This is a genomic window from Clostridium sp. 001 (genome assembly GCF_019056555.1).
GTDB classification, from domain to species: Bacteria; Bacillota; Clostridia; order Clostridiales; family Clostridiaceae; genus Clostridium_B; species Clostridium_B ragsdalei.
Map to the genome: position 1 here is coordinate 3,101,917 of NZ_CP020473.1, position 20,014 is coordinate 3,121,930.

A 20,014-nucleotide genomic window follows, 5' to 3' on the forward strand; every position below is an offset into this window, starting at 1 on the left:
TTAAATATATATGGAGGGCGAATTCATGAAAGATAAAGTTGTGTTAGCATATTCAGGAGGATTAGATACATCAATTATTATTCCTTGGTTAAAGGAAAATTATGACTTAGAGGTTATTGCAGCTTGTATAAATGTAGGACAAGATGATGACATGGAAGAAGTAAAAAAGAAAGCCATTAGAACAGGGGCCTCTAAAGTATATATTGAAGATTTGAAAGAAGAATTTGTAAAAGACTATTTATTTAAGGCAGTAAAGGCCAATATATTGTATGAGGATGCGTATTTTTTAGGTACATCTCTTGCAAGACCACTTATGGCTAAGAGATTAGTTGAAATAGCTCATGCAGAAGGAGCAAAATATATAGCTCACGGATGTACAGGAAAGGGAAATGATCAGGTACGTTTTGAGGTTGGAGTAGCAAGTTCTGATCCTACAATAAAGATAATAGCACCTTGGAGAATATGGGACATAAAGTCCAGAGAAGATGCTATAGATTATGCAAATTCAAAGGGAGTAGATGTTCCTGTAACTAAGGAAAAAATATATTCAAATGATAAAAACATTTGGCATGTAAGTCATGAAGGTGGGGATTTGGAAGATCCAAGAAATGAGCATAAAACAAGTATGTACTTTATGACTACTACACCTGAAAAAGCAAAAGATGAAGACACATATATAGAACTTTATTTTGAAAAAGGGGAGCCTAAAAAATTAAATGGAAAAGAATTAAGCCCTTTAGATATGATGGAACAGCTAAACAAAATAGGTGGAGAAAATGGCATTGGAATAGTTGATATGGTAGAGAACAGATTGGTTGGCATGAAATCAAGAGGTGTATATGAAACTCCTGGTGGAGCATTATTATATGCTGCACACACTGCTCTTGAAAGATTAACTATAGACAAGGATACTTTTCACTATAAACAATTAGTATCTCAAAGATATGGTGAGCTTGTATATGATGGACTTTGGTTTGGAAGTCTTAGAGAGGCACTGGATGCTTTTGTTGAGTCTACTCAGGAAAATGTAACAGGAACCGTAAAATTAAAGTTATATAAAGGAAATATAATGCCAGCAAGTATAGATGCCTTACATCCTCTATTTAATGAAAGTATATCTTCTTTTGGTGCAAGTGATTTATATGACCATAAAGATGCAGATGGATTTATTAAAATCTTCAGTTTACCTTCTAAAATAAGAGCTGCGGTAAAAAAGGAAAAGGAAAATTAATATGAAACTCTGGGGAGGAAGATTTAAAAAATCTGAAAGCAAGCTTATGGAGGATTTTAATAGTTCTCTTAGCTTTGACAAACTTCTTTACAGTGAAGATATAGAGGGAAGCATGGCTCATGTAAAAATGCTTTCCAAATGCAATATATTGTCTAAAGAAGAAGGAGAATCCATATTAAAAGGACTGCAATCTATTTTAAGTGACATTGAAGATGGAAAACTTAAAATAGAAGGAGATTATGAGGATATACACACTTTTGTAGAAGTGAATTTAATAGAGCGAGTAGGACAGGTAGGAAAGAAACTGCATACTGCTAGAAGTAGAAATGACCAAGTAGCAGTGGATTTTAGATTATACTGTAAAAAAAGTGCATTAGAAGTTATAAAGAACATAGAGAAACTTCAAGATGTAATCAAAAATCTTGGAGAAAATAACAATATAATGATGCCTGGGTATACACACCTTCAAAGGGCACAAGTTGTAACTTTTAAGCATCACATAATGGCGTATTACAATATGTTAAAAAGAGATAAAGCAAGAATATTGAATGCAGTTGAAATTATGGATGAAAATCCACTTGGATGCTGTGCTCTTGCTGGAACAACTTATAATATAGATAGAAGTTTTACTGCAAAAGAATTGGGCTTTAAAAAGCCTGTAGATAACTTTTTAGACGGTGTAAGTGATAGGGATTATGTCCTGGAGTTATTATCGAATTTTTCTATAATAATGATGCACTTAAGCCGTTTAAGTGAAGAACTTATATTATGGAGCAGTAAAGAATTTGATTTTGTACAGATAGATGATGAATTTTCTACAGGAAGCAGCATAATGCCCCAGAAGAAGAATCCCGATGCTGCAGAACTCATAAGGGGCAAAACAGGGAGAGTATACGGTTCGCTCATGTCACTGCTTACCACAATGAAAGGCATTCCTCTTGCCTACAATAAGGATATGCAGGAAGATAAAGAACAGTTTTTTAACTCCTTAGATACTGTATTAAGCTGTCTTAAAGTTATGAGTGGTATGCTCTCCACATTAAAAATCAAAAAAGACAATACATTTAAAGCTGTTAAGAGAGGATTTTTAAATGCTACAGAAGCAGCTGATTACTTGGTTAATAAAGGAATGGCTTTTAGAGATGCTCACAAAGTAATTGGTGAAATTGTATTGTATTGTGAAGAAGGAGATAAGGCTATAGAAGATGTTTCTGTAGATGAACTGAAAAAGTTTAGCTCTCTTTTTTCAGATGATGTATATGAGTTTATAAACTATGAAAATACATTAAATAGAGGAATTAAGAAAAATCTCAGATAGTATGTAAAATTAAGGCGTAAGTAGAAGACTTTTATAATTGTTTTCTACTTACGCTTATAATTAGGCATTTTCAAAGAAATAACTAGTCAGTATGCTAGCCTATTTTTTATCATACTGCGTCGGTAGAACCCTTAGATAGGATTCACTATCTGCGGAACCTGCCTCCTTGTCTGATAAAAAATATTCGTCGCATCTTTGACTTGTTATTTTCTTTCAAATGCCTTATTTGACTTCTTTTGTATCCCCAGTGCTTCTTTCATTTCCGAAAAACGAAAGTGCATACAACCCTCCTAGTCCTACAAGAGCGTATATTACTCTAGTAGCTGTGGACATTGTTCCAAATAGTGACGCTACAAGATCAAATCTAAAAAAACCAATTAGTCCCCAATTTAACGCACCTATTACAACTAATGCTAGTGCAATTATATCTAATGTCCTCATAATTACATCTCCTTTTTATTTTTATACAAAAATATTATTTGCATATTTTATAAAATTTATGAGTTTAAATAAAAAGAAAATGAAAAAAGAAGGTAAGTAGTAAGCTATTCACCTAAAACATCGATATCAATGCTTCTATCTACAGGTTGAAATAAAGATATTATTGTATCAGTTCTTTGAACTCCATCTACAGATTGAATTTTATTCATAAGTAGATTTTGTAAGTCAGTGATATTTTTACATAGAACCTTTACAAATATAGAATAATCTCCTGTTGTATAATGGATTTCCACGATTTCTTTTATTTGTTTTAATTCATCTAGTGAATTATTAAAAGACTTAGCTTTATCCAAATAAATGCCTATAAAGCCACATACGTCAAATCCAATTTTTGAATTGTCGATTATAAGCTTAGTACCTTTTATTATGTCCATGTCCTCCATTTTTTTAACTCTAACATGTATGGTTCCACCGCTTACATGGCATTGCCTAGCTATTTCTAGAAAAGGAGTCCTTGAATCCTTCAAAAGAATTTCAAGAATTTGAAGGTCTAAGTCATCTAAACCATTAATTTTTAAGCTCAATTTATATTCCTCCTTTTAAAGTTATCCGTATTTTTTATGAAAACTTTAAATTAGTATGTGTACAATAACATTATAACAGAAATTTTGATAAATTAATAATTGTAAACCTTATCATTAATAAATAATTTATGAATTTCTAATTTTAGGTATAACGAAATGATAAATTTATAAAAAATTATAATATTAATTAATGATATTGCAAAATACATGAAAAAGTATTATTATATTGGTAATGAAACTAGAGAAAAAATATTCATTGAGAGTTTATATAAATTGTTTAGGGAGGCCACATATATGAAAACATATGTATTAGAAGATGAAAAGGAATTAAAACTTTTGGATGAAACTATGGAAAAAGTTAGAAGAGAAAAATTACCTACTATACTTGGTATACAACAAGCTATATTGAGGGCAGTAGATGATTATATGTATAAAAATGGAGTAGTTAGACTTTTACCTAACATGCTGGCACCTATAACAGATCCACTTTGTCACAGCGTAGAAGAGTGTGCAATTACTTATCAAGGACAAGAATTTAACTTAACAAAGTCCATGATATTTCATAAACAAATAGCTCTTTCAAATCCAAACTTACAAAAAATTTATATTGTATCTCCAAATGTAAGATTGGAGCTGCCAGAAAGAGGAGATAAAAGACATTTATTTGAGTTTACTCAAGTTGATTTTGAATTTAAAGATGGTACAATGGACACAGTATTTGAATTTATGGAAGGTCTTATAAAATATGCATTTGACTATATAAAAGAAGAATGTAAGGACAAGTTTGAAAAATTAGGAATAGGAACATCTCACTTAGATATAACAGGTCCTTTTGAGAGACATACAACTCAAGAGTTAAAAGCAAAATATGGAGATGATTTTGAAGCTATAGCTTCAAAAAAAGCGACACAACCATTCTGGTTAATAAACCATAAGAGAGAATTCTACGATGCTGAGGATTTGGATAACAGGGGTACGTATAGAAACTATGATTTAATATGGCCTATGGGTTATGTAGAAGGATTAAGTGGTGGAGAGAGAGAATATAAATATGATAGAATAATTACAAGAATGAGAGAAGCTAAAACGGATGAGAGTTTACTTAGAAACTACATTGAGCTTGCGAAAAGAGGAGAGCTCCCTAAAACAGCAGGAGCTGGTTTCGGAGTTGAAAGAATGACTAGATTTGTATGTCAACAACAAGAAATTGATGATGTGACTGTATTTAGCAGAAAACCAGGAAAAGAAAAATATATATTCTAAAAAAGAGGCTGTCTAAAATGGACAGCCTCTTTAGTTATTTTTTTAGAAATTTTACTGTCATGTAGGTTTTCAGACAAATAAATAGAAAAGGTATTGATATAAGTTAGAAAGTATATAATAATATATATAGACAAACTAAGGGGGGAGAGCAAATGCCTTTATGGTTACAAGTACTATTACAGGTAGCATTTATTGCAATAATATTTTTATTTGTATATAATCAATTAAAAATACGTATTTTATACAAGTTTCATCCAAACAGATGGATAATTCTTTTATTGTCTATAGCAGCTTTTTTCTTGCCTACAATAATAGCAGCCTATTTTAGATATAATTTAAATGGGAGTGTATGGCAATACATATCTTCTGCTGTATTTTTAGTTTTATTTTTATGGTTTGTGGATTTAAGAAGCGGCGCCATATATGATGTAAAAGGTTCACAAAAAGAAAAGAACATAAAGATAAAGCCTAAGGCTAAACCAAATAGAGCAAAACATAATAAAAACAAAAAGTAAGTTTTTTATACAAATTAAAAGTCTACTTATAGGTAGGCTTTTAATTTGTATAAAAAAAATCCACATGGGGGAGCATGTGGATAAATAGGGGATATCTATTAACCTTTTAATACATGTTCATAATATCATAGATTTTTACATAAATCAATATTTTTTATTTATAAATGCTATTTTTCGACACTAATTATGAAACAGTACGTATGAATTAAGAAACGTATATTTTACTTAAATATATTATCGGAAGTAGTAAGAATTGTAATAAAAACGTTGACAAAACACAAATAACTGATATATAATAAAAATACAAGGTATACATATACTAACATGTATATACAAGTTGTTACCTTATTAAAAAATATATAGCTTATATCTGTAATTTTTTTAGTAAATAAATTACAGCTTATATTTACCAGATTATTATTTAGTTTTAAACTTCCATTTCTGAGACCCCCATCTCTAGATAATAAAGTGATTACTTGAGCTATCACTTGGGAAGAAGAGGCAAATATGCATCTGGATCATAGAGTCCTAAGTGTACTTGAAATTAAATTTTATGTATGCTCAGGACTCTGTTTATTAATGACTTAATTTTTAAAAGCCTATAATATTGACAATGACGTTTTATAATTCTAATATTATAATTATGTTAAAATTGTTTTATATGGATTAGATGAAATTTAATAAGGAGTAGTAAATAATGAAAAACTCTATATATTGTAAAATAGCTGATGATATACGTGATAAAATTATTAGTGGCGAACTTAAAACAGGGGATGATTTGCCTTCTGAAACAGCTTTATGCAGTGAATATAGTACAAGCAGGATGACGGTTAGAAAGGGACTTTCCATTTTATCCAATGATGGATACATATATTCTATACCAGGAAAAGGATATTTTGTTCAAAAGCCTAATTACAACAAATATACTATTTTTTATAGTGAGAGAAACAATTTGATAAATGATGTGGATCGCATAAAACTTCTATCTGTAGATGTTGTTTTGCCTGATGATAAACTTGCAACTAATCTTCGTATAAGTAAAAATAGAAAGATAATAAGAATTAGAAGATTGTTTTATACACAAGGAGATGCCATGGCTTATGATTTAAAATATCTGATATACCAAAAGGGAGTTCCAATTATAGAAAATGAGCTTGAAAATGCTACTTTCCCAGAAATGATGTCCAATAGGGCTTCTCTTTATAGTTTGAATAAGGAAATTGTAATGTATGCTAAAATGCCGAGAGAAGAGATTAAAGAACTTTTAAAAATGTATGATGAGGTTGCACTATTTGTTGTAGAGCAAAAATTAAATGATGTTAAAGACAAGCCAATTGGGTTTGGAATAACTTACTTTAGAGGAGATTATATTAAGTTACACGGGGTTAGTCAATAAAAGTAGGATTTAATTATTACAGAGTTTTCAGAATGAAATAAATATTAGAAAAAGGGCTGGTGCACTAATTAATTAGTATATCAGCCCTTTTAACACGTATACATGTTTTTAAACAGTCTACAGTTGATAGTGGAAAATTGAAACTTATAAAAATGTGCTAGATAAACTAATTTTAGAGCTATAGAGCCTAAAATAATTTAAGTTGAACAATTACAAATTTTGTTATAAAATTTAAGAGTAAACGTTTTGAAACGTTAATCTATCTTATATTTAATGAATATGGAGGTATGTAAATGAAAGAATTATACAAAGAGATGGTAAAACTTTTACAGAAAGAAGAAAGTTTTGTAGTAGCGACTATATTCGATAAAACTGGTTCGGCACCGCGTACTGCTGGTGCAAAGATGGTAGTTAGAAATGACGGTTCAATTATTGGAACTATAGGGGGAGGGCGTTTAGAAGCTAATGCTATAGATCTTGCTAAAAAGTCACTGGCTTTAAAACAAACTGTAATACAGTCTTTTGACTTAACTCACAATGATGTAGCTTCTATGGATATGATTTGTGGTGGCAAAGGTGAGGTTTTAATAGACTTTATAGATGCTCAGAATGAAAATAATCGAATGATTTATGAAACAGTAGTAAAAATTCAGAAAAAGAGGGAAAAAGCATGGTTTATTACAGTGCTAGATAATGTCTCTGGTACTTCTAATTTGAGATGCCAACAATGCATAGTAAAACCAGATAAAACTCTTATTGGTAAAATTGATTGTGATCCAAATATCTTAGAGAAACTGATAGCTGGACCAGCAAAAATATCAATACATGCTGAAGTAATAGATAATCAGCGTTTTTTGGTAGAACCTTTACGTCCTGAAGGAACAGTTTATATTTTTGGGGCAGGTCATGTATCTCAAAGAATTGCACCTTTAAGTGAGACAGTTGGTTTTAGAACAGTAGTATTAGATGATCGTGAAGAGTATGCTAATCGAAGAAGATTTTCAGAGCCTACAGAACTTATGACCATTGATTCATTTAACAAATTACCAAATTTACATATTGATGAAGATAGTTATTTAGTGATTGTGACTAGGGGACATCTTTATGATAAAGTTGTTCTAGAGCAGGTACTTCGCAGCAATGCCAAGTATATTGGCATGATAGGAAGTAAGAGTAAGCGAGATAAGATTTTTACTCAATTACTTAATCAGGGATATACAAAAGAAGAAATTAAAAGTGTTTACTCACCAATAGGTACAAGTATAGGAGCAGAAACACCAGAAGAAATTGCAGTAAGTATTGTGGGAGAACTGATTAAAGTAAGATCAGAAGGTGAAAAGATAGATAAGGGTAATAATTCAGATATTTGTTGTAACTAAGTATGATTAAGATTAAAAAATAGAATAGTATAGTGATTCAAACAAAAAATAAAACTTCTAGTGTACTAAGTATACTGGAAGTTTTTTGTTATAAAGAAGAATTGTAAAATAAAAAGATGTAAATAATATAAGTTTTGCCTTGACAATTTCAGTTTACATATGTAGACTGAAATTGTAGATCTACACTTGTAAACTAAAAATGGAGGAGTAAGTATGAAAGAAATGCCAAAAATCTCAGCAGCTGAGTGGGAAGTAATGAAGCTTCTCTGGAAACAAAATCCCTTAACATCTGAAAAAATAATTAATTCTTTAACAGTTAAAATGAATTGGTCGGCACAAACAGTAAAAACATTTATAACAAGGCTTTCAAAAAAAGAAGCAATAGGATTTAAAAAAGTAGGCAGAATATATAATTATTATCCATTAATATCTGAAGATGAATGTGTAAGGGCTGAAAATCAATCTTTTCTTGAAAAGGTATATGACGGGGCTGTAAGTATGCTCTTTACCAAGTTTTTAGAGGAAGAATCTCTATCAGAAAAAGAGATTCAAGAGTTAGAACAGATTCTTAAAAATAAAAAACAAGGAAAGTAGGGTTTAAGCTTTTGAAACTAAAAATAGGGGGATATTAAATATGGATATTTTGATTAGAAGCTTTTTATGGGTTTTTCGTGCTTCCATAACAGCAAGCATTGCAGGATTATTAATAATTTTAATTTTAAAGTTATTTGATAAACACATTTCAGTAAGACTTCAACATGCTTTATGGATCATAGTTGTTATAAGATTAATAATACCAGTGGAGTTTCAAAGTAATTTAAGCTTACTTAATTTGTTACATGAAAATCATCAAAATAGTTCAAATATTGAAAATAAAAGTACAATAAAAAGTATGACTTACGCTGCATCTGATTTTTTAAGAGAAGGAAAAATCCAATATAGCTATACTTCTAAGAATCAAATATCCAAGATAAACCAATCTCCATCAAAAATGGTTTATAGTAGAGAAAATACAATAAAAGAATATATAACTTCCTGTATTTTAGGTATAGCTTCTTTTATATGGATAGTAGGAGTTTTCAGTATAGCTGCATTTTTATTAGCAGTTAGACTGCAATTCAAAAGGAAAATTATAAATTTGGAAGAAGTAAGAGATTTGGAAAGTATAAAATTACTGAATGAGTGTAAAAACAAAGCAAATATAACTAGGGATATACCTGTTTATATTTGTGATAATTTTAAAAGTCCATGCACATTAGGAATAATAAAACCCAAAGTTTATATTCCTAAGTGTGTATGTACTAAAAATAATTTAAAACAATTATATTATATACTTTTACACGAATTAATTCACTATAAAAGGATGGATTTAGCCTATAATTTTTTTGCTGTTCTTGCCGTTATACTGCATTGGTTTAATCCTATTGTGTGGTTTTGTATGAAGAAAATGAAACTTCAAAGGGAATGTGCTTGTGATACTTATGTGCTTGAGATTATTGGGGAAGAGAAGGCTGAAGACTATGGAATGACGTTAATTAATTTTTCAAAATTAGTGTCAAGCAATAAGATCCCACGATTAGCAGTTTTTTTGAAACGAAAAATCAAATTAAAAGGAGAATAGAAATGATAAAAAATTTTAAAAAAGGTTCCTATAAAATGTCAGCTATTGCAGTAATATGCTGTGTAGTAGCCTCAGGAGCTATACTTACAACTGCTGTAAATGCTAAAAGTATGAAAGCAGATAAAACTACTGCAGTGGTTAGTAGCAATAAATCATCAGTAAAAAATCAAAATAATAAATTTCTTATTGATGCACCAATTAAATATTATGATAACTTAAAAAAGGCAGAAGAAGTTACAGGTTTTAAAGTTAAAGTACCCAATTATATTCCGACAAAATACGTATTAGCAAGTATTCATGTTATAAAAGTTTCTGATACAGACAATTCTTTAGAAGTGTCTTTTTCAAAAAAGGATGGTGTTTTTAATTTTGAAGCTTCCAAAGTTGACATGGAACAATGTTTAAAACAGATTGCAGAAGATCAAAGCAAAGGAAAAGTTGAAGTTAATAAAGAAGCAATGAATTTGGAAGGAATAAACGGATATAATATTACAATAAAAAGTACATTGCCTATGGGTTATAATTATAAAATAATAGATAAATGTTTTATATGGCAAAATGAAGGCGTGTGGTATAGTATAGGATACAGTATAGAAACTCAACGTAAAGAAAATAAAAGCTTAACTGTAGGTATTCCTATAGATGATGTAGGAAAAATTGCAACTTCTATAAAATATGATCAAGATGTTAAAAATGTAAGTTATTCCATACCGAAAGATGTTTCTACTGAAGTTGCAACTTTACCAATATATGAAAAACAAGATTTGAAAAAAGCTAAGGAACTTTTAGAATTTAATCCAAAATTTCCATTAAGTATTAATAAGAATATAACTATAAAAGGTTCAGCAGTAGGAATTTCAGGAGACTCTGATATAAAAAATAAAAAAATGGGTTATGAATTGAATACATTTTATAATTTAAAAAATGGATTCTTGACATTTACACAGGGGAAAAGTTCAAAAGCATATGATGATATGAGTAAAAAAGCTAATACGATAAAAATTGATGGTAAAGAAGTTCTTAAATATGAGACTTATGAAAAATCAGAAGCAAATAAACAAATAAAGGAAGATACTTATGTTTGGAAAGAAAATGGATTTTATTGTGAAGTTTTAATAATGGCAAATATAGCAAACCAGGATGAAATAGTTAAAGGATTTGTTGATTCAAAACCAATAGACTAAATTTAATTATGAGCATGTCAAGAATATTTTAAAAAAGAATATTTTTGACATGCTGTTTTTTTGGTTAGTGATAAACTAAAAAGCTATTTAATTGTTGACGGATTTAGGTCTATTTCAAAAGGACCAACTGAGGAGAAAGTATATTGAATGTGATTTAATTTTAACTTGTCTCCTATTTCATTTTTTAGTTGATAAAAGACTTTAATATTACCATTATTTTGGCTAATGTTACTCTCACCATCTCCATCAGTAACGCTTTCAAATAAAATATTTAAAGTTTGTAATCTTGAATTGCTGTCATTTATATAATTGTAAATTAATTCTATACTGTTATTTGATAAACGGTTTATACTAATAATTTTGAATTTAAATCCCTTATAGTTAACTATTTTGTTTAAAATGCTTTTGCCTGATTTGGGAACATCTAATTCTAAGTTAAAATCAGAAGTTTCATTGTTATAATTATTAAGATCATTATTAATAGCATTAAAATTAATACTATCAGTATGATAAACTACATTTGAAACAGTTAACTTTAACTTTTTGCCAGTGAATTTGCTTAAATCAAATAAAGATTCATTTCCTTGATCTAAATAATTAATATTGTTATGTCCATATACTGCGTTATTATATTCATCAGAAATTATAATATGGGAATCTTGTATAGAATTATTATTTATTAATTTTGCACTAATTGGTTCTTCTAATCCTAATTTTTTACTTTCTTCAAAGGTTCCTCGATTAACTTTATCTATCATTTTAGATTTAAAATCTGGTAAGGTATCTGTAAAATAATAATCTACTTTTAAAATATTTCTCTCTCTTTTTAATGAAGTCACGTTTAGTGTAGTTATTCCATTAGTTGCAGTATATAAAATTTTTAATTTAGCAGCTTCTTTAAAATCAGAACTTTTTAGTTTAAAAGTTGCTTTAGTAAACTTTTTATCATTATCTACAATACTTAAAGTATAACTATTAGCTTTTTTTACTTTACCATTGTATTCTGCTCTGTATGAACCTATGCGATTATCTGGCATCATGGCAAGATTGTTGCTTCTACGAAGTTTGTAGAAATTACCATGATTGTCTTTAATAGTGTAATAAGATCGCTTAAGTTCTTCTGGTTCGATGGTTAAAGTAACTATAATTTTGCTTTTGTCTACATACATATTAGCTAAAGTTATATTATCTTGTTGAATACTGTTTTTAAGAATTTTTGGCTTATCTGAAGAAACTTTTACTTCTCCAATACCAGATATGACAGTGAGTTTTTCTATCATATTAGCTAAAACATTCTTTTGTGATATGAGTATAGGAATAATTATCAGAAAGATGACTGCTGCTGCAATAAAATTTCTTTTACTCTTAGATTTCTTAGGATTTATTTTACTAATGATATCTTTACAGATTTTTTTCTTTTCAATTTCGTTGAGGTCATTACTACTAAATTCATTTTCATTTATATTAACATCATTTAAAAGTTTTAAAACATCATCTTCATTTAAATTTAAATTCATTTTGATACCTCCACTTCACCCGAAATATTTAATTTTCTTATAATCGAGTTTTTAGTACGCCATAGCCTATTGTAGATAGCTCCTTTTGATAAATTAAAATTTTTACACAAGCTGTCCATATCTTGATCCAAAATGTATTTTCGTATAAACAGTTCTCTGTCCAGCGTATGCTCATATTGTAAAAGCTTTATCAATTCTTCTTTTTTTTCTTTCAATATATATTCATTTTCAACATCAGTGTTAGAGAGTAACATTTGTTCTTCTATTTGAAGGTTGTCCTGTTTAGCTAAGCTTCTTTTATAATCTATAGCCTTATATTTGCTTACAGCTAAAAGCCAATTTTTAAATGAAGATTTTTCAGGATTATATAAGTGGCTTTTATTCCATATTAAAAGATATACATCATTAATACATTCTTTTGCATTTTCGTAATTATCGTTTCCAAGTACATTTAGTACAATTTTAAAAACTAAATTGCAGTAAGTATTAATTATGTATTCTAAGGCTGCAGGATTTTTTCCCTTAAGTTCTAATAAAAAGTTTTTATCGTTAATTTTCATTTTTAACTCCTTTCGTCTTATCTTATCACTAATTAATACGGATAATATAGTTAGTATTTCACAATATTTATTTTGACATTTTGGGTGAAAGGAGAATGCCTATTAATTTGTCGAATTCACGTTATCATAAGTGATTTGTTAAGTAAGTAGACAAGTTACAAAAAATATAATATACTTTATATTGAGAAAAAGGAAAAAATACTAAACGACCTACTATATAAAGTTAAAAAATATACAAAGTTATGTTCTCGATATAAATAAAAATTATATTTTTTCTATGAGGTGATTTCTATGAGTTTTAATCCAGTATCGAGTAAAAAATTATATCTTCAGATTTACAATCAGATTCTTTCACAAATTCAGTTGGGGATATTTAAGATAGGAGACAAATTACCGCCAGAAAGAGAGTTGTGTACGCAATTCAATGTAAGCCGTGCACCTGTCAGGCAGGCTCTAAGTGCTTTAGAATTGAACGGATATATTTATTCCCGTCAGGGTGAAGGTGTTTTTGTCATGAGTACCCAGCCAAATATCGGTGACAATAAGTCAAATGTGATGATGGAATCGGTGACTCCGGAAGAGATTGTTGAAGCAAGGATGAATATTGAGCCTATAATTTCTAAATTTGCAGCTGAAAGAGCTACAGATGAGGAAATTAGGAACATAAAGAAGATTGAAAATAAATTCGAAGAAGAAGCAAATGAGGGCATTTACAATCCGGAAACAGATGAAAAATTGCACAGTGAGATAGCAAAGGCTTCTCATAATGATTTGTTTATCAAATTTATAAATGATATAAACAATGTGATGAGAGATCAGAAAATGTGGGTTTTCCTTCGTGATAGAACCGTTACTAAACCAGAATACAGGGATATTAATGTAAGTGAACACAAGGAGATTGTCAAATCCATTGAAAGTGGAAATGGTGAAGAGGCAATGGAAAAAATGACTAAACACATGAATAACCTGTACGACAGGTACTGGAAGGAATAAGAGATAATATAATGGGAGTTGTTGCACTAAGTAACTTAACATACAATATGTTGTTTTATAAATTAAAAACCAATGCAACATATTGTAGAGTTTATTCTTGGTTCAACAACTCCTAGTTTTTTTGTTTGATATTATGTTAACAAAGATAATCCTGAACAACTTATATTTTCATTGTCTTATCGGAATACCATTATTTATAATATTCTTCGCAATACCATGTAATCTCTTCAACATTTTTCTATAGAGAATGTTATGTACCTCTCTCTTAATTCTTAGGAAGTGCTCATTAACTAAGAAACCTGGAATCATGCCAGCATATCTGAGCTTTTCTAACTTTATTTATCTAAGTTTTGCTCATATAAGAATAGAAAAATTTTCACATAAAACGATTTCACAGAAATCAAGATATAGTGTGGTGTCAGTAACGTTTTATTTTTCTGAAATTTAAGAAAAGAGAAAAAATTTTTAAATTTATTGTTGACAAAAGTTGAATCCAAAGTATAATAAAATCATAGGATACTTAGTAGACAAGTATACAATATAATAAATATTAACGAGGTGATTGATATGAAAGATATAAGTGTTGAAGAATTGAAACAAAAAGCTATTGAACTTAGGAAAACAGCCCTTACTATGATTTATGAAGCAGGATCTGGGCACCCAGGTGGCTCCCTATCTTCAGCTGATATAGTAGCAGCACTTTATTTTAAGGAAATGAATATTGACCCTAAAAATCCTAATTGGGAGGATCGTGACAGATTTATTTTATCTAAAGGTCATGTTTGTCCAATTCAGTATGCTGCATTAGCATTACAGGGATTTTTTCCGTATGAAACTATACACACATTAAGACAGTATGGATCAATCCTTCAAGGACATCCAAACATGAATAAGTGTCCAGGCATAGACATCTCTACTGGTTCTCTAGGCCAAGGTCTCTCTGTAGGAGTTGGTATGGCGATTGCTGGTAAGCGAGATGAAAAAGATTACAGGGTATTTGTTATAGTAGGAGATGGAGAAAGCCAGGAAGGGCAGATATGGGAAGCAGTTGAAACTGCAGTTAAATATCAATTAGATAATTTAGTTGTATTTGTTGATGATAATGGACTTCAATGTGATGGTGCTTGTAAAGATATTATGCCAACTCAAGATATAGAAAAGAAATTTAATGCATTTGATTTTGAAACAAGAAGAATTAATGGACATTCTATGGAAGAAATAGTTGAAACTTTAGACTATATAAGAGAAGTAAAGAATGGAAAACCTAAATGTATTGTAATGAATACTGTAAAGGGTAAAGGAGTATCATTTATGGAAAATGTAGCTTCATGGCATGGAGTTGCCCCTAATGATGAAGAATATAAACAAGCTATGGAAGAATTAGAAGGAGGTTTAAAGTAATGAGTATGATGAAAAAAGCAACAAGACAAGCTTTTGGAGATGAAATATTAGCATTAGGAAAAAAGAATAAAAACATATATGTTGTTGATATAGATATTGGTAAATCCTGCAAAACTGGAGAATTCTCAAAGCAGTTACCTAATCAACATATAAATGTTGGTATAGCTGAACAAAATGCTTGTGGAGTTGCTGCAGGGCTTGCGACAACTGGGAAAATACCATTTGTAAGTACATATGCTATATTTGGCTCTTTAAGAATGGGTGAGCAGATAAGACAAGAGGTTTGTTATCCAAATCTAAATGTTAAAATTGCTTGTTCTCATGGTGGACTTACTCCTGCTAATGATGGTGCTAGTCATCAATGTATAGAGGATATGGGAGTTCTTAGAACTTTGCCAAACATGACAGTAGTTATGGGTGCTGATTATTATTCTACTAAAAAGCTAGTACAACAAGCAGCAGAAATTTATGGACCTGTATATCTTCGTTTTACAAGAGATGCTATTCCAGTAATATATGATGAAAATGAAGAGTTTACAATAGGCAAAGCAAAGAAGATAAAAGACGGAAAAGATATAGCTATTATTGCTAATGGAGATACTGTATATCTAGCATTAGAAGCATCTAAAAAATTAGAAAAGGAAGGAATTTCTGTAAAGCTATTAGATATGCATACAATTAAGCCTTTAGATAGAGAAGCAGTAGTTGAATGTTTGAATGTTGGAAAGATAATTACGGTTGAGGACCATAACATTATAAATGGTCTAGGGAGTGCAGTATGTGAAGTAGTTGCCGAAGAAGGAAAAGGTAAAGTAGTAAGAATAGGGGTTCAAGATCAGTTTGGACAGTCTGCACCTTATGAAAAGCTTATGGAAATTAACGGAATTACTATAACTAATATAGTAAAAACAGCTAAGGAAATGCTAAAGTAATAAAAAATTGTAAAGATGTAATTATACATTAAATAAATTGTGAGGAGAGATAATTTATGTTTAAATTAAATGGAAGAGTAGCAATAGTAACAGGAGCTGGTTCACCAAAAGGAATAGGACGTACTATAGCATTGACACTTGCAAAGCAGGGAGCTGCAGTTGTTATAGCAGATTTGAATACTGAAGGTGTAAAGGATACTGTAAAAGTTGTTAAAGAAGCCGGTGGAAAAGCGCTAGGAGTAACATTGGATGTTACAAGCAAGGAATCAAACGAAGCTATGGTGGAAAAGGTGCTTAAAGAATATGGAAGAATAGATATCCTTATAAACAATGCAGGTATCTCACAGAAGGTTACTGTTGAAGATATGACATTAGATGATATGAAGAGAATATTTAATGTAAACGTGTTCGGATTATTCTTGTGTACTCAGGCTGTAATGAAAGTGATGAAGAAACAGAAATACGGCAGAATAATAAGTCTTTCTTCAGTATCAGGCAAAAGAGGTGGCGGAATATTTGGTGGTGCACACTATTCAGCATCAAAGGCTGCAGTATTAGGATTCTCAAAGAACCTTGCTCGTGAAGTAGCACTTGATGGAATAACAGTAAACAGTGTTGCTCCAGGACTTATTAACACAGAAATATGGAAATCACTTCCCAAAGAACAGGCTGACGCAATTATTGGGAATATACCTATAGGAAGACCAGGAGAAACACAGGAAATTGCATCAACAATTGCTTTCCTTGCTTCAGAAGAAGCTTCATACATAACAGGTGAGGATATAGACATCAATGGTGGACAACATATGGATTAACCCATAAAATTCCTTACTATATTATAGTATAGGATATCTGGTTGAGTGCTAAGATATCCTATATTATAAACGAGATATTCTTAATAGCTTTTTGATAAATTTACATTTTTATATCAAAATAATGAAATTAATTTCCACAACTATAATTTAAATACAGTAGTAATCGTTTACGAATTATCTTAAAATTGTATCAAATTCATATTTTGAAATAAGCGAGATTGGCCTAGGATAGAAGTGAAGATATATATACTTAATTGATTAATGAAGAATGAAGATATTTGATGAAAAATTAGAAAATGCTATAAATTTATTTGGAGGTAGTATTATGGATGTAAAACAGATTGAGGCTTCAACGGTCAAAAAAGTCACATTAAGACTAATTCCGTTTCTGTTTATATGTTTCGCAATAGCAATAATGGATAGGGTAAACATTGGATTTGCTGCATTAACAATGAACGCAGAGCTTGGTTTTTCCAGTGCTGTTTATGGATTTGGTGCTGGAATATTCTTCATCGGATACTTTATATTTGAGGTACCAGGAAGTGCAATAATGACTAAATGGGGAGCAAGAAAATGGATTGCAAGGATAATGATTTCTTGGGCATTCATTGCAGGGGCTATGTCTCTTATAAAAACTCCGGTACAATTCTATATAATTAGATTTCTTTTAGGAGCAGCGGAAGCTAGTTTCTATCCATGCATGGTATGGTATTTAAGTAATTTCTATCAAAGTAAGAATCATGCTAAAGCTATAGCTGGATTCATGCTTGCAATACCAGCAGCCAATGCAATAGGTTCTCCAATAGCGACTGTATTGTTAGGTACAAATGTGTTTGGGTTAGCAGGATGGCAGAGTCTGTTTGTATTGGAAGGTATACCATGTCTGATCTTAGGTATAATATGTCTATTCTATCTTGATGATAAAATCGAAGACGTAAAGTGGCTGACAAAGGAAGAATTAAATTGGCTTATAGATGTTACAACAAAGGAAAGACTTCATAAAGAGAAAGCAAAACGCTATACATTCATGGATGCTTTAAAGGATAGGGATGTGCTGGTAATGTCCTTAGGTTATTTTTGCTGGATGACAGGTTACTATGGAATAAATATGTTCCTTCCGACTATTACTAAAGGAATATCTGCATCATTTAAGCTCAGCACTATGGGGTTAGGATGGCTTGTAGGAGCGATGTACCTTTGTGCTATGGTTGTTATGTATCTGGTTGGTAACCATTCTGACAAGACTAATGAAAGACGTCTTCATGTTTTTGGATGTTTAGTAATAAGTGCAGCTGCAATGGTAGCAAGTGCTTATGTTGCAAAATTCAGTGTAATAGGAGCTTTCGTGTTATTAACTATCTCTGTATGTGGAGCATTTGGTTCATATTCACCATTCTGGGCAATTCCACCTTCATTCTTAACTGGTGCTGCTTCAGCAGGTGCTATAGCCCTTATAAACAGTATAGGTAACCTTGGAGGATTCTTTGGACCTTATATTGTTGGATACATCAAAGATATAACAGGCTCCTTCAATGCAAGTATGATATTTCTTGCAGTTGTGTTAGCCTTAGGTGGTATTATTATTGGATTTTTAATTAAGATTTCAGGTGAAGTTGTAGTCCTTGATGAAGAGGAGAAAAATAGTTTAATATAAATATTAAATGGTAAAATGAGATTCCGGCAGCTGGATTAAAATGGTTGCTGGAATTACTAAAAGTTTGAGTGAATTATATTCAAATAAAAGAGAGTGATATGAGAATGAAAAGATTAGGTGTTTTAACAAGTGGAGGAGATTCTCCAGGAATGAATGCTGCTATTAGAGCGGTAGTTAAATCAGCAAATCATTATGGTATAGAAGTTTTAGGAATAAAGCATGGGTACACAGGTTTGATAAAGGGTGAGGTAATACCGCTAGGTGATCATGAGGTTGATAGAATCGCAGAAAATGGTGGAACAATACTGAAAACTGCCAGATGTCCTGAATTTATGGAAGAGCAGGGAAGGCAAATGGCTGTGGAAACCATAAAAAAGCTTGGTGTAGAAGGATTAGTTGTAATTGGAGGAGATGGTTCTTTCAATGGAGCAGAAAAACTCAGCGAGCTGGGAGTTAATGTTGTAGGACTTCCTGGAACAATAGACAATGACTTAGCTTATACCGAGTACTCTATAGGATTTGATACAACTTTAAACACTGTTATGGATTGTATAGGTAAAATAAAAGATACGGACTCGTCTCATGAAAAAACAACAATTGTAGAGGTTATGGGAAGATACTGTGGAGATCTGGCGTTGTATTCTGCTTTAGCTGGCGGTGGCGAGATAATATCTACTCCTGAAAGAAAATTGGATTTAGATACTATATGTTCAAAATTGCAGGATAACATAAACAAAGGTAAACTTGATAACATAATAATAATAACCGAAAGAATGTATGACATAGAAAAACTTGGAAAATGCATACAGGAAAAGCTGAATATTACTATAAGAAGTACAGTCTTAGGATATATACAGAGAGGTGGGGAACCATCAGTTTTTGATAGGATTCTAGCAAGCAAAATGGGTGTCAGGGCTGTAGAACTGCTAATACTTGGAGAGAGATGCAGAGCTGTAGGAATCAGAAACAACAAAATAATAGATGTGGACTTTAGAAAAGTAAATTGTGTAGATTCAGGAAAAGATAAGGAATATGATCTTTTAAATCAACTCTTATAAAATTATATTGTTAGGAAGGAGATATTGATACGGCATTAGTTACTACTGTTCTATTTTTTCTTCATTATGACTTATTTAAATATTAATGAATAATATAAAAAAATTGCGAAGCAAAGCTTTTGAAAATAACAGAGTTCAAATAACAAAGAACA

Annotated in this window: 19 protein-coding genes; 15 read left to right on the forward strand and 4 right to left on the reverse strand. The window is 30.6% G+C overall.

The genetic code is table 11. The features are described from left to right. Positions 1 to 25: 25 nt before the first annotated feature. Together B5S50_RS14430 and argH are read left to right on the forward strand one after the other, a co-directional pair. Complete coding sequence (locus B5S50_RS14430) at positions 26 to 1,231, forward strand: argininosuccinate synthase (protein WP_217302180.1); 1,206 nt, start codon at positions 26 to 28, stop codon at positions 1,229 to 1,231. A gap of 1 nt (position 1,232) precedes the next feature. Then, positions 1,233 to 2,549: an argininosuccinate lyase gene (gene argH, locus B5S50_RS14435; protein ID WP_065078154.1), complete on the forward strand. Its 1,317-nt coding sequence runs from the start codon at positions 1,233 to 1,235 to the stop codon at positions 2,547 to 2,549. 222 nt (positions 2,550 to 2,771) lie between these two features. Here argH and B5S50_RS14440 read toward each other — a convergent pair whose 3' ends face one another. Beyond that, complete coding sequence (locus B5S50_RS14440; RefSeq protein WP_065078155.1) at positions 2,772 to 2,990, reverse strand: DUF378 domain-containing protein; 219 nt, start codon at positions 2,988 to 2,990, stop codon at positions 2,772 to 2,774. 104 nt (positions 2,991 to 3,094) lie between these two features. Beyond that, on the reverse strand, positions 3,095 to 3,574 hold the full coding sequence (locus B5S50_RS14445; RefSeq protein ID WP_065078156.1) for an Lrp/AsnC ligand binding domain-containing protein: 480 nt from the start codon (positions 3,572 to 3,574) through the stop codon (positions 3,095 to 3,097). Positions 3,575 to 3,868: 294 nt separating this feature from the next. Between B5S50_RS14445 and B5S50_RS14450 the strand changes: the two genes are divergently transcribed. From B5S50_RS14450 to B5S50_RS21635, 7 genes are all read left to right on the forward strand, one after another. After that, on the forward strand, positions 3,869 to 4,837 hold the full coding sequence (locus B5S50_RS14450; RefSeq protein WP_065078157.1) for an asparagine synthetase A: 969 nt from the start codon (positions 3,869 to 3,871) through the stop codon (positions 4,835 to 4,837). Between the two features lie 152 nt (positions 4,838 to 4,989). Further along, on the forward strand, positions 4,990 to 5,352 hold the full coding sequence (locus B5S50_RS14455; RefSeq protein ID WP_013237345.1) for a hypothetical protein: 363 nt from the start codon (positions 4,990 to 4,992) through the stop codon (positions 5,350 to 5,352). Positions 5,353 to 6,049: 697 nt separating this feature from the next. Then, entirely contained in the window at positions 6,050 to 6,748 is a 699-nt protein-coding gene (locus B5S50_RS14460) for a GntR family transcriptional regulator (RefSeq protein ID WP_065078158.1), read from the forward strand. 293 nt (positions 6,749 to 7,041) lie between these two features. Continuing rightward, entirely contained in the window at positions 7,042 to 8,127 is a 1,086-nt protein-coding gene (locus B5S50_RS14465; RefSeq protein WP_065078159.1) for an XdhC family aldehyde oxidoreductase maturation factor, read from the forward strand. A gap of 213 nt (positions 8,128 to 8,340) precedes the next feature. After that, complete coding sequence (locus B5S50_RS14470) at positions 8,341 to 8,721, forward strand: BlaI/MecI/CopY family transcriptional regulator (protein WP_065078160.1); 381 nt, start codon at positions 8,341 to 8,343, stop codon at positions 8,719 to 8,721. A gap of 40 nt (positions 8,722 to 8,761) precedes the next feature. Next, positions 8,762 to 9,748, forward strand: a complete 987-nt coding sequence (locus tag B5S50_RS21630) for a M56 family metallopeptidase (RefSeq protein WP_254306601.1) — start codon at positions 8,762 to 8,764, stop codon at positions 9,746 to 9,748. Between the two features lie 2 nt (positions 9,749 to 9,750). Then, positions 9,751 to 10,932, forward strand: a complete 1,182-nt coding sequence (locus B5S50_RS21635) for a hypothetical protein (RefSeq protein WP_254306602.1) — start codon at positions 9,751 to 9,753, stop codon at positions 10,930 to 10,932. An 83-nt stretch (positions 10,933 to 11,015) separates the two neighbouring features. On the opposite strand, the gene B5S50_RS14480 is transcribed toward B5S50_RS21635, so the two are convergent. Further along, entirely contained in the window at positions 11,016 to 12,449 is a 1,434-nt protein-coding gene (locus B5S50_RS14480) for a hypothetical protein (protein WP_065078162.1), read from the reverse strand. Then, positions 12,446 to 13,009: a sigma-70 family RNA polymerase sigma factor gene (locus tag B5S50_RS14485; RefSeq protein ID WP_217302181.1), complete on the reverse strand. Its 564-nt coding sequence runs from the start codon at positions 13,007 to 13,009 to the stop codon at positions 12,446 to 12,448. Before B5S50_RS14485 ends, B5S50_RS14480 begins: the two co-directional genes overlap by 4 nt. A 291-nt stretch (positions 13,010 to 13,300) precedes the next feature. Between B5S50_RS14485 and B5S50_RS14490 the strand changes: the two genes are divergently transcribed. From B5S50_RS14490 to pfkA, 6 genes are all read left to right on the forward strand, one after another. Beyond that, a complete protein-coding gene (locus B5S50_RS14490) occupies positions 13,301 to 14,002 on the forward strand; it encodes a FadR/GntR family transcriptional regulator (RefSeq protein ID WP_065078163.1) in 702 nt (233 codons plus the stop codon). Between the two features lie 567 nt (positions 14,003 to 14,569). Then, on the forward strand, positions 14,570 to 15,403 hold the full coding sequence (locus B5S50_RS14495; protein ID WP_207644803.1) for a transketolase: 834 nt from the start codon (positions 14,570 to 14,572) through the stop codon (positions 15,401 to 15,403). Further along, entirely contained in the window at positions 15,403 to 16,335 is a 933-nt protein-coding gene (locus B5S50_RS14500; protein WP_065078165.1) for a transketolase family protein, read from the forward strand. The genes B5S50_RS14495 and B5S50_RS14500 overlap by 1 nt, the downstream gene beginning before the upstream one ends. Before the next feature lie 56 nt (positions 16,336 to 16,391). Further along, positions 16,392 to 17,150: an SDR family NAD(P)-dependent oxidoreductase gene (locus B5S50_RS14505; RefSeq protein ID WP_065078166.1), complete on the forward strand. Its 759-nt coding sequence runs from the start codon at positions 16,392 to 16,394 to the stop codon at positions 17,148 to 17,150. A gap of 325 nt (positions 17,151 to 17,475) precedes the next feature. Further along, positions 17,476 to 18,804 (forward strand): MFS transporter, encoded by a 1,329-nt coding sequence (locus B5S50_RS14510; RefSeq protein ID WP_065078167.1) that lies wholly within the window; start codon positions 17,476 to 17,478, stop codon positions 18,802 to 18,804. Between the two features lie 104 nt (positions 18,805 to 18,908). Next, positions 18,909 to 19,862 carry a 6-phosphofructokinase gene (gene pfkA, locus B5S50_RS14515; RefSeq protein WP_065078168.1) on the forward strand — a complete coding sequence of 318 codons (954 nt, stop codon included), beginning with the start codon at positions 18,909 to 18,911 and terminating at the stop codon, positions 19,860 to 19,862. The last annotated feature ends 152 nt before the right edge of the window (positions 19,863 to 20,014 follow it).